Below are 15,095 nucleotides of genomic sequence, written 5' to 3' on the forward strand. Positions count from 1 at the left end.
TTTTCTGGCAGAATTCTAATTATATAGGCGAAGTTCACTACCACCGTTATCCTCCATGATAAAAGGCTCTGTTAATGTTGAATGTTGATTTTTGAACCCTGTTGATTTTAGTGGAAGGCGCGCAGACTCCTTCGGGATTTAGCGGGCAGTGAGACCTAGGTAGAAATGGCCTGAGAAGAAGGGCCATTTTACCCCGCAGAAGCGAAGCGGCGAGGAGGCTCAGCGCACGACCCATGAAAAATTTGCCCTTGAAAAAGCCGCCAATTGGGCTTTTTCATAATTTTTCAGAGGAAAGCGAAGAGCCTGGAACGTAAATCAACAGCCTTGGTTAACAGTGCCAACAAAAAACACCCCCCAGCATAACCGGAGGGTGTTGATTCATATAAATTAGATTTTGCGTTCTGCAACTGAAATACGGTTGATTGCACGCTGAAGGGCAAGTTCTGCACGTCTGAAGTCAACGTTCTCCTGCTGTTTTTCACGCAGGCGCTGTTCGGCGCGTTCTTTTGCTCTTAGGGCACGTTCAAGATCGATTTCAGATGATTGTTCTGCGGATTGAGCAAGGATGGTTACTTGATCTGGACGGACTTCAAGGAAGCCGCCGCTTACCGCAACGAACTCAGTATTGCTGCCATTTTTCAAACGGACAGCGCCAATTTGTAGCGGTGCAACCGTTGGAATGTGGCCTGGCAAGATTCCAAGCTCGCCTGAGCGGGCTTTTGTGCTTACCATTTCAACATTCGACTCATACACCGGCCCATCGGGAGTAACAACACTGACTTTAATCGTCTTCATTTTTTACCCTCCTGGTCCGTTATTAGACCTCTACACCCATACGTTTTGCATTCTCGATAACTTCTTCGATTCGGCCAACAAGGCGGAATGCATCTTCTGGAAGGTGGTCATATTTACCGTCAAGGATTTCAGCGAATCCTTTAACTGTTTCTTTAACTGGCACGTAAGAACCCTTCTGACCAGTAAACTGCTCAGCTACGTGGAAGTTTTGAGATAGGTAGAACTGGATACGGCGAGCACGGTGTACTGTTAGCTTATCTTCGTCAGAAAGCTCATCCATACCAAGGATCGCGATGATATCCTGAAGTTCTCTGTAACGCTGTAATGTTTGCTGTACACGACGAGCAACTGAATAGTGCTCTTCGCCAACGATTTCAGGTGTCAATGCACGTGAAGTCGAAGCAAGTGGATCCACCGCAGGGTAGATACCCATTTCAGAAAGCTTACGCTCAAGGTTAGTTGTTGCATCCAAGTGAGCGAAAGTTGTAGCCGGAGCCGGGTCAGTATAGTCATCCGCTGGTACGTAAATTGCCTGGATGGATGTAACAGAACCTACGTTAGTAGATGTGATACGTTCCTGCAATTTACCCATTTCAGTTGCAAGAGTCGGCTGGTAACCTACGGCAGATGGCATACGGCCAAGCAGCGCGGAAACCTCAGAACCTGCTTGCGTGAAACGGAAGATGTTATCCATGAAGAAAAGAACGTCCTGTCCTTGCTCATCACGGAAATATTCAGCCATTGTCAAACCAGTCAGGGCTACACGCATACGTGCTCCTGGCGGCTCGTTCATCTGTCCGAATACCATCGCAGTTTGCTTGATAACGCCTGAATCCGTCATTTCATGATAAAGGTCATTACCTTCACGTGTACGCTCACCAACACCTGCGAATACGGAGATACCGCTGTGCTCTTGAGCGATGTTGTTGATCAATTCCTGGATTAATACCGTTTTACCTACACCGGCACCACCGAATAGACCAATTTTTCCACCCTTGATATATGGAGCAAGAAGGTCAACAACCTTAATACCTGTTTCAAGGATTTCAACTTCAGTTGAAAGCTGTTCGAATGTTGGAGCTTCCCTGTGGATTGAATCGCGGCGTGCATCGGCAGGGACTGGAGCGTCAAGGTCGATTGACTCACCCAATACGTTGAATACACGTCCTAGTGTTACATCCCCAACTGGAACGGAGATGGCAGCACCTGTATCTACTACTTCCACTCCACGCTTAAGACCGTCTGTGGAAGACATCGCGATTGTACGAACTGTGTCATCGCCCAAGTGAATGGCTACTTCAAGAGTTAGTTCGACGTTAACATCCGCGTCATTACTTACAATTTTCAAAGCGTTATAGATCTCTGGAAGATTGCCGCTTTCAAACTTTACGTCAACAACCGGACCCATAACCTGGAGAACGCGTCCTTTGTTCATCTTGTTCCCTCCTAACGTACTTGTTCAAATATATACATCATGATGGGATGTGGTCATCATGCCACATCCCCTAAAGTCAATTGGAAAATATCTATTCGAGCGCTGCAGCTCCACCGACGATTTCGGTGATTTCCTGGGTAATAGCAGCCTGACGTGCACGGTTGTAGCTCAAGCTGAGGGAATTGATCAGCTCTTTCGCGTTATCCGTAGCATTTCTCATGGCTGTCATACGAGCAGCGTGTTCACTGGCTTTGCTGTCAAGCAGTGCTCCGTAAATCAAGCTTTCTGCATATTGCGGCAAGAGAACTTCCAGGATTTCTTCAGCGTTTGGTTCGAATTCGTAAGAAGTCAGCTTTGTTGAAGCAGCTGCAATGTCTGTTAACGGCAGAAGCTTCTTCTCTGTTACTTCCTGTGAAATCGCGCTGACGTAATGGCTGTAGTAAATATATAATTCATCAAATGTCTCGTCTGAGAACATGCCAACTGTGCTGCTGGCGATATCCTGGATCTCAGAGAAAGAAGGCTGGTCCGCGATGCCTACGATATCAAGGACGACATTCATGCCACGGCTTTGGAAAAAGTCACGGCCGACACGCCCGATCGCGATGATCGCAAACTCATCATTTGATTTATGGCGACTTTGGATCGTCTGGTAAAGCTGGCGAAGAACGTTACTGTTGTATGCACCCGCTAGACCGCGATCTGAAGTAATCACTAGATATCCCGTCTTCTTCACAGGACGAGTTGTCAGCATCGGATGGTTTGCATCCTTGCTGCCCACTGCGATGGAAGCCGTCACTTCCTGGATTTTTTCCATGTAAGGAACGAATGCTTTCGCGTTCATTACTCCACGGTTCCATTTAGCTGCGGATACCATTTCCATTGCCTTGGTAATCTGGCTCGTCTTTTTTGTAGAAGTAATACGGTTTTTTATATCACGTAAAGATGCCATTTCGGTTCTCACCACCCTTTATCGAAGATTGTTAGTCCAAGGTCAAGCAGGAGCCAGCTTGCTCTTTTGCAAGGCAGGCCGGCATCACTGATTATTCAGATACTGCGAACGTCTTTTTGAAGTCGTTGATCGCAGCAGCCATATCGTCGTCGGAAGGAAGTTCCTTCGTTGTGCGGATATGGTCTAACACTTCTTTGCGGTTGTGGTCTAACCAAGTCAGGTATTCAGCTTCGAAGCGGCGGATATCCTGCAATGGAATATCGTCAAGGAAGCCGCGAGTCAATGCATATAGGATCGCTACTTGCTTTTCAACAGATAGCGGCTTGTTCAGGTCCTGCTTAAGAACTTCTACCGTACGGGCACCGCGGTTCAGCTTTGCTTGAGTTGCTTTGTCAAGGTCGGAACCGAACTGTGCGAATGCTTCCAATTCACGGTATGAAGCAAGGTCAAGACGCAGTGTACCAGATACCTTCTTCATCGCTTTGATTTGAGCGGATCCACCTACACGGGATACAGAAAGACCTGCGTTGATCGCTGGACGTACGCCAGAGAAGAATAGGTCGGACTGCAAGAAGATCTGTCCGTCTGTGATTGAGATTACGTTCGTTGGAATGTAAGCAGATACGTCGCCTGCCTGTGTTTCAATGAACGGAAGTGCTGTGATTGAACCTGCGCCTTTAGCGTCGCTCAACTTAGCAGCACGCTCTAGTAAGCGTGAGTGCAAGTAGAATACATCCCCTGGGTAAGCTTCACGACCTGGAGGACGGCGAAGCAGCAAGGAAAGCTCACGGTATGCAGCCGCTTGTTTAGAAAGGTCATCATATACTACAAGCACGTGCTTGCCAGCATACATGAATTCTTCTGCCATTGTAACACCAGCGTAAGGAGCAAGGTATAGCAATGGAGCAGGCTGTGATGCAGATGCTGTAACAACGATTGAGTAATCTAGTGCGCCGTGTTTACGAAGAGTTTCAACTGCGTTACGTACAGTTGATTCCTTCTGGCCGATCGCAACATAGATACATACCATATCCTGGCCTTTTTGGTTCAGGATTGTATCGATGGCAACAGATGTTTTACCAGTCTGACGGTCACCGATGATCAATTCACGCTGTCCGCGCCCGATTGGAACAAGAGCGTCAATCGCCTTGATACCAGTCTGCAATGGCTCATGAACAGATTTACGGTCCATAACGCCTGGTGCATTGTACTCGATCGGACGAGTTTTAGTTGTGTTGATTGGACCCATGCCATCTACTGGCTGTCCAAGAGGGTTTACTACGCGGCCGATTAGCTGCTCCCCAACAGGAACCTCCATGATGCGGCCCGTACGGCGTACCTCGTCACCTTCGCGGATGTCCGTGAAAGGTCCAAGGATGATGATACCGACGTTATTTTCTTCAAGGTTTTGCGCCATACCCATAACGCCGTTTGAAAATTCAACAAGTTCTCCAGCCATGACATTGTCGAGGCCATGAGCACGTGCGATACCGTCACCAACACTGATAACTGTACCCACATCACTCACTTGAATTTCCGACTGATAGTTTTCAATTTGCGATTTTATCAGCGCACTGATTTCTTCAGCTTTGATGCTCATGAGTTTCACCCCTATCTACGAATCTTAGCCTAGCAATTTACGTTCTAAGCGGTCTAGCTTGCCGCGCAAGCTGCCGTCAAAAATGCGGTTTCCAATGCGAAGCTTTACGCCTCCAAGCAAATTGGAATCTACAATATTTTCGATTTGAAGAGTTTGTTTGCCAACCTGCGGCGCGAATGCAGCTGAAATGGCTTCAGCCTGCTCAGCTGATAACGGCTGAACACTGTATACTTTCGCTTCAGCGATGCCTTTTGCATCGTTTGCAAGGTTGATGAACTCATCTGCAACCTCTGCGATCTGGTCTTCGCGGTGGCGGTCAACCAGGATCATCAGTGTGTTGCGGACATATGTGCTTGCTGATCCGAAAGCCTGGTTTAAAACCTCTTTCTTCTTTTCATTAGAAAGTTTAGGAGACTTTAAAAAGACAGTCAGTTCAGGATTGTTCTTAACAACTTCTTTCACAGTGCGAAGCTCCTGCTCAACCTCAGCAAGAACCTGCTTTTCAGAAGCGATTTGAAAAAGAGCCAGGGCATAGCGTTTTGCTACTGTCGAGTTGCTCATCGGGCATTACCCGCCTCTTGAATGTATTCATTGATGAGCTTTTCCTGGTCAGCTGCAGAAATTTCCTTCTCGATTACCTTTGAAGCAATCAAGACAGACAATGAAGCGACCTGCTCGCGAATTGCAGCGACAGCCTGCTCCTTCTGCTGTTCGATTTCAAGCTTTGCAGCTTCCTTAATTCTTTCAGATTCAGTGCGTGCAAGCGCGATGATCTCGTCACGCTGTACATCGCCTTGTTTCTTTGCATTTTCAATCAAGCCCTGTGCTTCTGTGCGTGCCTGCTTAAGCATTTCACGCTGCTCTTCCAGTAGTTTATGTGCTTCGGCACGGCTCTTTTCCGCCGCTCCGATTTCGCCAGCAATGTGCTCTTCACGCTGCTTCATGATGCCCATCAATGGACCCCATGCGAACTTTTTAAGCAATGCTAACAAAACAAGGAACATAACCAGCTGGAATAAGATGTCTCCTGTGTTCAAGCCGCCGTGTTCAGCAGCTGCTCCCAATACTAAGAAATTCATTGTTAACACCCTCGATTCACTCCCTTCAAGAGTTGTGTGCCGTGATAAAAAGGTCCAACATCGAGACGCTTTGCGCCCGGGCTCCCCGTTCATAAGAACTGAGGCTTGCCCCTTTTTTATATAAAACGAATGTTTTAATACTTAGTTATTGGCTCTTTTCAGTTACTGAAAAGAGCTTACATAATAGAATGGCGAAGGTTCGCGCGGAATGATCTTCGCCATTACTATTTCAATATGAATAACGCTTATTAACCACCAATAACCATGAACGCGATAACTACAGCGATGATAGGAATCGCTTCGACTAACGCAACCCCGATGAACATTGTAGTTTGAAGCATACCTTTAGCTTCTGGCTGACGAGCCATACCTTCTACTGTACGTGATACGATAAGACCGTTACCAATACCTGCACCAAGTGCTGCCAAACCGATTGCGATTGCTGCTGCTAAAAGACCCATTATTTTGTTTCCTCCTTTAATGTATGAAAAAATAATTTTTTAAAAAGTTTTGTCCAATAAATGAACAGGTATATATTAATGGTCATGGCTCACTTTATGGGAGAGATAAACCATCGTTAACATTGTGAAGATAAACGCCTGGATTCCGCCGACGAAAATCGAGAATCCTTGCCAGGCGAGCATTGGAACGATAGCGGCCAAGTGTCCGCCTACGCCAGTTGCAAGACCGGCAGCTAGCAGGGAAAGAAGAATTTCACCCGCGTAAATGTTTCCGTAAAGACGGAGACCAAGAGTAAGCGTATTTGCGAACTCTTCAATGATTTTGATCGGGAACATAAACCAGAATGGTTTGAAGAATTCCTTCCCGTATTCAGCAGTACCCTTCAGCTTGACACCATAGTAGTGGGATAGCCCTACAACCATGACTGCAAGAGTCAGAGTGATGACTGGGTCAGCCGTTGGCGATTTCCACCAAAGCACACCGTCATATACGATTGAGAATGGAAGTCCTAGCATGTTGGAAACAAAGACGTACATCATCAATGTAATTCCAAGCACGTGGAATCTTCCCCCGTCCTTCCAGTCCATCGCACTGTTGATAATTCCTTTTACGAAATCCATCACCCATTCAAAAAAGTTCTGGATCCCTGTCGGTTTCATCGCTAGATTGCGAGTTGAAAGTACTGCAACGATGAAAACGATAGCACTTGCTACTGTGATCATCAGCATGTTTGCCAAGTTAAAAGTAAGCCCAAATAAATGTAATAATGGAGCTTCATGATGCATCCGTTAATTCACCTCTCTTCCCCGCTAGTTACGTTTATGAAAAGACTGGACAAAAAAATCTATCATAATGACAATATAGGATGTCATTAATCCCAATACGGAAAAAATAAGACTTATACGCTCCGGATATTCCATCGCGATGATGACTACAAGTGCTCCGGTTGCGAGCCTCGAGATGAACCCAAGTGAACGCACCTTCTTCCCCTGCAAAACCGAGTCCCCAAAGCGGTCCATTTTCCTTGCAAGCTGCCACAAATTAAAAAGGCTCAGGCTTGTACCGAATATCAATCCAGCAAATTCAGATTGATAGCTTGTAAAGCCATACCCGAGTACATACAGTGATAGCAAGGTAAATATGTATTTTCGATGACGTTGGAACATATCCTTGATTTCCATTTATGGCTAGTCTCCTGAGAAGAAGTGTTGGACGAGGCGAAGCATGGCATACACACCTGCCGCCAATCCGATCAGCAATCCGAATATTAAGAAAAGCGGGTCTGTACCAAGGGTACGGTCGAGCCATCTGCCGGAAAAAATGCCAATTAAAATGGAGCCTACCAATTGAGATAGTATAGCGGACATGAGTGCCATCGCTTTATATGGGTGGCGGTTGTTTCGGCGCATAAAAACGCATCCTCACTTTTGAGAATGGACGATCAGGGGGATGAAAAATATTTTCTGAAAAAACAATATCTTTCATTTAAAAAAGCTTGCAAATCAACATTGAAAACCTTATCATTTTATGCCCTAAGTAAGCATACAATAGGCAAATGTCAATGTCAATCCATTGGGGTGAAAAAATTCACAAAGTTTTCACTGAACTTCAAATACCAATAACCCTATATTAGAATTATTTTTTTTGACTGGAAAAATTCCCGTTCATTTTCTAATTTCCCATAGACAAAATGGATATCCAATCCAAATAAAGCCGGCAGGAATCATTCCCCGCCGGCCATGTTTGCTGCCTGCTGCTTATCAATCACGATAAAAGTTTCAATCGTGCTTTCACGCCCTGCTTTTTTTGCGAAAACTTTTGCCAAATACACGCCGTCCTCCGGCAATTTTTCGAGAGGGATTTCCTTGCCTGCCATCCCTTTCTTCAGCTTCCGGCCCCAATCAAGGTAACCGATGAAACGATACTGATCAGGATCAAAGAGCGCGATGCCGAACTCTTCAGCGCCACCCGGGAGATAGACCTCATACCGGTAGGCATTCCCGCTATCAGCAGGAGCAAAATCAAAGCCCATGACCCGTGGATAATCCGGCTCCTCCAACACATACAAATACGGTATCGTGATTTTATTTTTCCCATCATCCAGCAGCAGGCTGCCATCGTGGATCTTATTTTTCAAATGCTGTGGAGAAACCTTCATCGCCAGCTGCAGTTTTTTCGATTCGTTGGCACCGAGGGTAAAACTTAATGGGAGCTCCCACTCAATTCCAGATTCCTTCCTGGGAATGTCAAATGAATACCTTTTAGCATGGCTGCTTATATTTTTGACTTCTACCATGGCCGTATGGCGGTGCTTATCGTCCGACAGCTGGAATTTCCCGAATTGCAGCGAACCAGGCATGACGAGACTTTCCGTCTTGATTGCTGATTCAGTCTGGATCCTGCCAGCACCCTGTTCATATGTCCGATAAGTTTTGCCTGTCCTGTCTGAAATTCGCTTGGCCGTGTTCATGATTGCTGCTTTGATCTCGTATGGCCCCCAATCTGGATGGGCCTGCTTGATCAGCGCTGCCGCTCCCGCCACATGAGGCGCTGCCATGCTTGTTCCCTGAAGCAGCAAATATCCACCGGGGATTGTGCTGTTGATCGCAACTCCCGGGGCCACAATGTCAGGCTTGATTTCCCAGGTGACTGTCACCGGCCCGCGCGAGCTAAAATCGGCCAGGATATCTTTTTCTTCTATTAAATTAATCCTTAGCAGCAGATTCCCTTTTTCCAGCTGCTTTTTCAAAGCGAGGCCATCCTTCTTGCTGATGGCCGCAACCGGGATAGTCAGGCTCTCCTCCAGGTTTCCAAAGAAGGTGCCTTTCGTATTGTTATAAATGATCATGCCAATGGCGCCGGCCTCCATGGCATTCTTCGCCTTTTCGGTAAAAGTAAGCTTGCCTCGTTCCAGCAAAACAAGCTTGTCCTTCACATTCTTCAATTCTTCCTTCGTGCCGAGACCGGCGAATACAAGACCTTCGCTATGTGCGCTGCTCCATTTGCCTGAACCCTGCAAAAGCTCCAGCCTTATTTTCCCTGCCTGGCCGGCACCGCTCACATACGGCACCATCAACGGCGGTGTTGATGCACCGACGGAAATTGCTTTGGAAGCCGTGCCTGGTGAACCGACCGTCCAGCGGTTCGGCCCTGAGTTGCCTGAGGATGTTACTGCGACAATGCCGTTGTCGACCGCCTTATTCAGGGCGAGACTGATGGGAAGATCAGGTCCATTCACATCATTTCCCAGGGAAAGATTCAGAATGTCCACCTTATCCTTGATTGCTTCATCTATCGCCGCGATCACCTGCTCCGTCGTGCCGCTGCCCCCTGGGCCCAGTGCCCGATAAGCGACAATTTTGGCTTCAGGTGCCATCCCTCTCATTCTTCCATTGGCGGCGATGATGCCTGCCACATGGGTTCCATGCAAAGTGCTTCGCGGTCCCATGCCCTTTGTCTCCATCGGGTCCTCATCACCATCAACCAAATCATGGCCGCCAGCGAAATTCCTGCGAAGGTCAGGATGCTCATAATCAATCCCTGTATCAATTACACCTATGGTGATGCCTTTTCCAGTCAGCCGTTCACCTTTATCATCGAGGATCCCGCGGACTGCCTCAGAACCAATCAGTTCAAAATTATCGGTGAAACTGGAGCTGGGCTTGTAACGCGTTGGCTGGTGCGGGTCCTCCTTTTTTATTTGAAAAGAGTCCTGTTTTCTATGCAAGTACGGAGTTGTTTCAACCTGATAGGTGTTAACTTCTGAGACCAGTTTCACCTCATTTCTCTTTTGAAGCTTTTCCAGCTCGGCAATCGGTCCTTCAACGGAGTATCCCTGCACAGCATAGCGGAAGACCCGCCGGAGTTTGGTGTTTTTTAAGTCTTTTAGCTGCCGGATAATTTCCTGTTCAGTTAATGGATTTTCGGTCACCACGATTGCGATTTTTTCTGCGTGGGAATCTTCCTCTGGAATGGGTGGATACTGGAGTTTCTGCGGCTGGAAGGCAGTAAGTATCAGCAGGATTGGAAAAAGAATCATGAATGGACGCTTGAACAAGGCAGACTCCCCCTTTTTCCGTTAGCGTTTCAATTTTGGAAGGGTAGTATGCAGGTTTTTCTTAATTTAGGATGTGTGCTTATCGGAGAGTGGATTTTACCAAAATTAGGATAAAGGCACGATTATTATGGTTTTTTGGATTAATTATCTCTGGTTTTCGGGCAATTATTATGGTTGACCGGGAGATTAATGGTGGTTTCCGGGCAATTATCAAGGTTGAGTGGGAGATTAATAAGTTGACGGAAAGGATATTGCAGGATTTCGGGCAATTTTCCCGTTGAAGGAGATTAAATCAATTTCCCAGCAGGATTTTCGTCTCTATTTATAAGCAAGGCTGTTTTCGCAAAGATTGTTGCTTTCACCAATGTTGAATTGAGATCCTGTTGATTGTAGTGGAAGGCGCGCAGACTCCTTCGGGATAAAAGCGGGACAGGTGAGACCCCGCAGGAGCAAAGCGACGAGGAGGCTCACCGCACGCCCCGAGGAAAGCGAAGCGACTGGAACGGAAATCAACAGTTTGTTATTGCGAAGCCTTCTTTAATAAACCATTTGGAAGGAGATTTCAAGAGCATATAGAATAGCAACAAAGTATTAGAAAAGAGCCAAAAGCAAAAACACCTCTTTTATCGAAAAAAGAGGTGTCAAGAATCGTTTATTTATATTCTTCAGGACGATTTTCAGTTTGCTTGAAGTAGTAACGGATCGCTTCGCAAATACGTTGAGATGCAAGGCCGTCTCCATAAGGATTTGAAGCCTTTGCCATTTTTTCATATGCTTCGCGGTCTGTCAGAAGTTCTGTAGCCATATCATAGATTGGCTGCTCTTCATTGCCGGCAAGCTTCAATGTTCCTGCTTCGATTCCTTCTGGACGCTCAGTCGTATCACGAAGAACAAGTACCGGAACACCAAGGGATGGTGCTTCTTCCTGTACTCCGCCTGAATCAGTCAGGATCAGGTGCGCGCGAGACGCGAAGTTATGGAAATCGATGACATCGAGCGGCTCGATCAGATGGATGCGCGGGTCATTGCCAAGCACTTCGTCAGCAAGCTCGCGGACAACCGGATTCAAGTGGACAGGGTAGACAACCTGGACATCCTTCTGCTCATCGACGATGCGCTTGATGGCGCGGAACATGTTGCGCATCGGCTCACCAAGGTTTTCGCGGCGGTGCGCCGTCATCAGGATCAGGCGGTCATTGCCAAGCTTATCAAGTACTTCATGCTGATACGTATCCTTTACCGTTGTTTTCAGCGCATCAATTGCTGTATTTCCGGTGATGAAGATGTTTTCCTTATCCTTGTTCTCCTGAAGAAGGTTTTGCGCTGATTGAGACGTTGGCGAGAAATGTAGATCTGCCATTACGCCTGTCAGCTGGCGGTTCATTTCTTCCGGGAACGGAGAGTACTTGTTCCAAGTTCTCAAACCAGCTTCAACGTGGCCGACCACAATTTGATTGTAGTAGGCAGCAAGGCTGGCAACGAATGTAGTTGTCGTATCGCCATGGACAAGGACGATGTCCGGCTTGACTTCCTTCATGACTTTATCAAGGCCTTCCAAACCTCTTGTTGTCACATCAATCAATGTCTGGCGGTCCTTCATGATGTTAAGGTCATGGTCAGGCTTAATGTTGAAAATATCCAAAACCTGATCAAGCATTTGGCGGTGCTGGGCTGTTACTGTAACGATGGATTCAAAATGCTCTGGGTGCTTCTGCAATTCAAGGACAAGCGGCGCCATCTTGATAGCTTCCGGGCGTGTCCCAAATATCGTCATGACTTTAATCGGCTGATTCAAATCAAACACTCCTTATTTCGTTCCGAATAAACGGTCGCCTGCGTCGCCCAGTCCTGGAACAATATATCCGTGGTCATTTAGCTTTTCATCAAGTGCAGCAATATAAATATCAACATCAGGATGTGCGTTTTTAACTGCTTCTACCCCTTCAGGAGCTGCGATTAAACACATGAATTTGATATGCTTTGCGCCGCGCTTTTTAAGAGAGTTGATCGCTTCAACGGCAGATCCGCCAGTAGCAAGCATTGGATCAACAACGATGAAATCGCGCTCCTCCACATCGCTTGGAAGCTTCACATAGTATTCAACCGGCATAAGCGTTTCAGGGTCGCGATACAGGCCGATATGACCAACCTTTGCAGCCGGGATAAGCTTAAGGATTCCGTCAACCATACCGATTCCTGCACGCAGGATTGGGATGATACCCAGCTTTTTGCCTGAAAGCACCTTTGATTTTGTCTTGCTGACTGGAGTTTCGATTTCGATCTCCTCAAGCGGCATGTCGCGTGTGATTTCGAACGCCATAAGCGTTGCGACTTCATCTACAAGCTCGCGGAATTCCTTCGTGCCTGTGCTTGTATCGCGGATATAAGTAAGTTTATGCTGGATCAATGGATGGTCAAATACGTAAACCTTTGCCATGTGTATCTCTCCTTTTCAGGGTAAATGAGTTGTGAACACCTGTCTGATTATGTAAGATCTGTTGAATCACACTTCGTCTAATTTTACAGAAAAACATTGCTACAATCAACCATTGCATCTGAATGTTTTCATTTCGTAATCATAGTCATTTTTCCGCAAAATAATCGTCCTGATTCATAAGGAGGAAAGCTTTTCAAAAGAAGTGCGGCCCTTTACCGCATTAACGCGCCGGGGGTCAGACCCCCGGCGCGTTAATGTGCTAAAGCCTTATGAAGGCTTCTCTATTCTATTATCTTTCTGGATATAGTTCGAATTTGCTAGTAAGGTCTTCGACGCGTTGTTTGGCTTCTTCGAGTTTTGCTTCGTCTTCGTGGTTTTTCAATGCGAAGGCGATCAGTGAAGCAATCTCATCCATTTCTTCATGCCCGAAGCCGCGGCTTGTGACTGCTGCCGTTCCGATGCGGACGCCGCTTGTAACAAATGGGCTTTCTGGATCGAACGGGATTGTGTTCTTATTAACTGTGATGCCGATGTCATCCAGCACCTTCTCAGCAACTTTGCCAGTAAGGCCAAGTGAACGAAGGTCGACTAGCAGAAGGTGGTTGTCCGTTCCTCCTGATACTAGATCGATGCCTTCTTTCTTTAAGCCTTCAGCAAGACGGGCTGCGTTTGAGATGATGTTTTGTGCATATTGCTTGAAATCATCCTGCAAAGCTTCTCCGAAAGCGACAGCCTTGGCAGCGATGACGTGCATCAACGGACCGCCCTGGATGCCCGGGAAGATTGATTTATCGATTTTCTTGGCGAATTCTTCTCTGCATAGAATCATGCCGCCGCGCGGTCCGCGTAGCGTCTTATGTGTTGTAGTTGTAACAAAATCAGCATAAGGGACTGGATTTTGATGGAGGCCAGCAGCAACGAGACCTGCGATATGCGCCATATCGACCATCAAATAAGCGCCTACTTCATCGGCGATCTCACGGAAACGCTTGAAGTCAATCGCTCTTGGATAGGCACTTGCACCCGCTACGATCAGCTTCGGCTTATGCTCGCGCGCTTTTTGAAGTACATCATCATAATTGATTAAATGCGTGTTCTCATCCACACCGTACTCAACAAAATTGTACTGGATGCCGCTGAAGTTAACAGGACTTCCGTGTGTCAAATGGCCGCCATGCGACAGATTCATCCCAAGCACTGTATCGCCATGCTCAAGAATCGTGAAATAAACAGCCATATTCGCCTGTGCGCCAGAGTGCGGCTGGACGTTAACATGCTCAGCGCCAAAGATTTCCTTCGCGCGGTCGCGGGCAATATTCTCGGCAACATCGACATGCTCACAACCGCCATAATAGCGGCGGCCCGGATAACCTTCAGCGTATTTATTCGTCAGCACAGAACCCTGCGCTTCCATTACTGCCTCACTGACAAAGTTTTCAGAAGCAATCAATTCAATTTTCGTGCGCTGCCTCTTCAGTTCATCCTGAATGGCTGCAAAAACCTGGCTATCCTGCTGTGACAAGTGCTTCACTATAGTTCCCCCTTCATTCACCTGTATGTAATTGGTTCCATCGTTATTAGAAAATTCATTCTTATTTTAGCTGATATTATATTGAAAGAAAAGGCTGACCCTCTTTTAGCCTAAAAAAAACAAAACCATCAGCAGGACTCATTTTCCTTTGTCAGCTCATATACCGCTCGTGCCCCGCCAATCAGCTTCGGCCTTGTTTTGGCCATGGTTACATGGGCATGGCCAACGCTTTTTTGTGGTACACGCACAGGGACAGCGACATGCTTCATATGCATGCCAATTAACGTATCGCCTATATCGATGCCCGCTTCGGCCCTGATGAATTCGACCACCACGGCATCTTCCATATGCTGATACGCATAGGCTGCCATCGCCCCGCCTGCATTCCTGACCGGAATCACGGTTACTTCATCAAGCTGCTTTTGTTCCGCGGTTTCCCGTTCAACGACGATTGCCCTGTTCAGATGCTCACAGCATTGGAACGCGAGCCGTACGCCAGTTTCTTTTTGGAACTCCCGAAGCTGCCTGAACACCATTTCCGCAACCTCTTCGGTACCAGCCGTCCCGATTCTCTGGCCAATAATTTCACTCGTGCTGCAGCCAATCACCAGTACCTGTCCCTTTTTCAGGTCCGCCTGTGAGTTAAAATCATTCAGTATTGACTTCAATTCTGCTTCCCACTGTTCAATTGCCATACGCCCTCACCCCTTCTCGAGATTTTGCTTAAATAGGCTGGGCAGGAATTTG

At 46.9% G+C, this 15,095-nt stretch carries 15 protein-coding genes; all 15 read right to left on the reverse strand.

The window, feature by feature from the left end:
• Window positions 1–387: 387 nt before the first annotated feature.
• Window positions 388–795 (reverse strand): F0F1 ATP synthase subunit epsilon, encoded by a 408-nt coding sequence (locus AC3EBE_RS23150; protein ID WP_488597391.1) that lies wholly within the window; start codon window positions 793–795, stop codon window positions 388–390.
• 22 nt (window positions 796–817) lie between these two features.
• Window positions 818–2,230 (reverse strand): F0F1 ATP synthase subunit beta, encoded by a 1,413-nt coding sequence (atpD, locus tag AC3EBE_RS23155; protein WP_488597392.1) that lies wholly within the window; start codon window positions 2,228–2,230, stop codon window positions 818–820.
• 91 nt (window positions 2,231–2,321) lie between these two features.
• Window positions 2,322–3,182 carry a F0F1 ATP synthase subunit gamma gene (locus AC3EBE_RS23160; RefSeq protein WP_488597393.1) on the reverse strand — a complete coding sequence of 287 codons (861 nt, stop codon included), beginning with the start codon at window positions 3,180–3,182 and terminating at the stop codon, window positions 2,322–2,324.
• Window positions 3,183–3,273: 91 nt separating this feature from the next.
• Complete coding sequence (gene atpA / locus AC3EBE_RS23165; RefSeq protein ID WP_488597394.1) at window positions 3,274–4,782, reverse strand: F0F1 ATP synthase subunit alpha; 1,509 nt, start codon at window positions 4,780–4,782, stop codon at window positions 3,274–3,276.
• Window positions 4,783–4,806: 24 nt separating this feature from the next.
• Window positions 4,807–5,343, reverse strand: coding sequence for a F0F1 ATP synthase subunit delta (locus AC3EBE_RS23170; protein WP_488597395.1), 537 nt, complete (start codon window positions 5,341–5,343; stop codon window positions 4,807–4,809).
• Complete coding sequence (locus AC3EBE_RS23175) at window positions 5,340–5,861, reverse strand: F0F1 ATP synthase subunit B (RefSeq protein WP_488597396.1); 522 nt, start codon at window positions 5,859–5,861, stop codon at window positions 5,340–5,342. The genes AC3EBE_RS23170 and AC3EBE_RS23175 overlap by 4 nt, the downstream gene beginning before the upstream one ends.
• A 248-nt stretch (window positions 5,862–6,109) precedes the next feature.
• The gene (atpE, locus tag AC3EBE_RS23180) at window positions 6,110–6,322 is read right to left on the reverse strand and encodes a F0F1 ATP synthase subunit C (RefSeq protein ID WP_071393288.1); all 213 of its coding nucleotides are present in this window, start codon (window positions 6,320–6,322) and stop codon (window positions 6,110–6,112) included.
• Between the two features lie 75 nt (window positions 6,323–6,397).
• Window positions 6,398–7,108, reverse strand: coding sequence for a F0F1 ATP synthase subunit A (atpB, locus tag AC3EBE_RS23185; protein ID WP_488597397.1), 711 nt, complete (start codon window positions 7,106–7,108; stop codon window positions 6,398–6,400).
• Window positions 7,109–7,132: 24 nt separating this feature from the next.
• On the reverse strand, window positions 7,133–7,504 hold the full coding sequence (locus tag AC3EBE_RS23190; RefSeq protein ID WP_488597398.1) for an ATP synthase subunit I: 372 nt from the start codon (window positions 7,502–7,504) through the stop codon (window positions 7,133–7,135).
• Window positions 7,505–7,510: 6 nt separating this feature from the next.
• Window positions 7,511–7,732 carry an AtpZ/AtpI family protein gene (locus tag AC3EBE_RS23195; RefSeq protein WP_475094379.1) on the reverse strand — a complete coding sequence of 74 codons (222 nt, stop codon included), beginning with the start codon at window positions 7,730–7,732 and terminating at the stop codon, window positions 7,511–7,513.
• A gap of 314 nt (window positions 7,733–8,046) precedes the next feature.
• Window positions 8,047–10,362: a S8 family serine peptidase gene (locus tag AC3EBE_RS23200; RefSeq protein WP_488597518.1), complete on the reverse strand. Its 2,316-nt coding sequence runs from the start codon at window positions 10,360–10,362 to the stop codon at window positions 8,047–8,049.
• Between the two features lie 670 nt (window positions 10,363–11,032).
• Window positions 11,033–12,175, reverse strand: coding sequence for a non-hydrolyzing UDP-N-acetylglucosamine 2-epimerase (wecB, locus tag AC3EBE_RS23205; RefSeq protein ID WP_488597399.1), 1,143 nt, complete (start codon window positions 12,173–12,175; stop codon window positions 11,033–11,035).
• A 12-nt stretch (window positions 12,176–12,187) separates the two neighbouring features.
• Window positions 12,188–12,817, reverse strand: a complete 630-nt coding sequence (upp, locus tag AC3EBE_RS23210) for a uracil phosphoribosyltransferase (RefSeq protein ID WP_488597400.1) — start codon at window positions 12,815–12,817, stop codon at window positions 12,188–12,190.
• A gap of 289 nt (window positions 12,818–13,106) precedes the next feature.
• Window positions 13,107–14,348 (reverse strand): serine hydroxymethyltransferase, encoded by a 1,242-nt coding sequence (locus AC3EBE_RS23215; protein WP_488597401.1) that lies wholly within the window; start codon window positions 14,346–14,348, stop codon window positions 13,107–13,109.
• A gap of 128 nt (window positions 14,349–14,476) precedes the next feature.
• Window positions 14,477–15,043 (reverse strand): TIGR01440 family protein, encoded by a 567-nt coding sequence (locus AC3EBE_RS23220; protein ID WP_488597402.1) that lies wholly within the window; start codon window positions 15,041–15,043, stop codon window positions 14,477–14,479.
• Window positions 15,044–15,095: the final 52 nt, after the last annotated feature.

It is taken from the genome of Mesobacillus sp. (assembly GCF_057785455.1).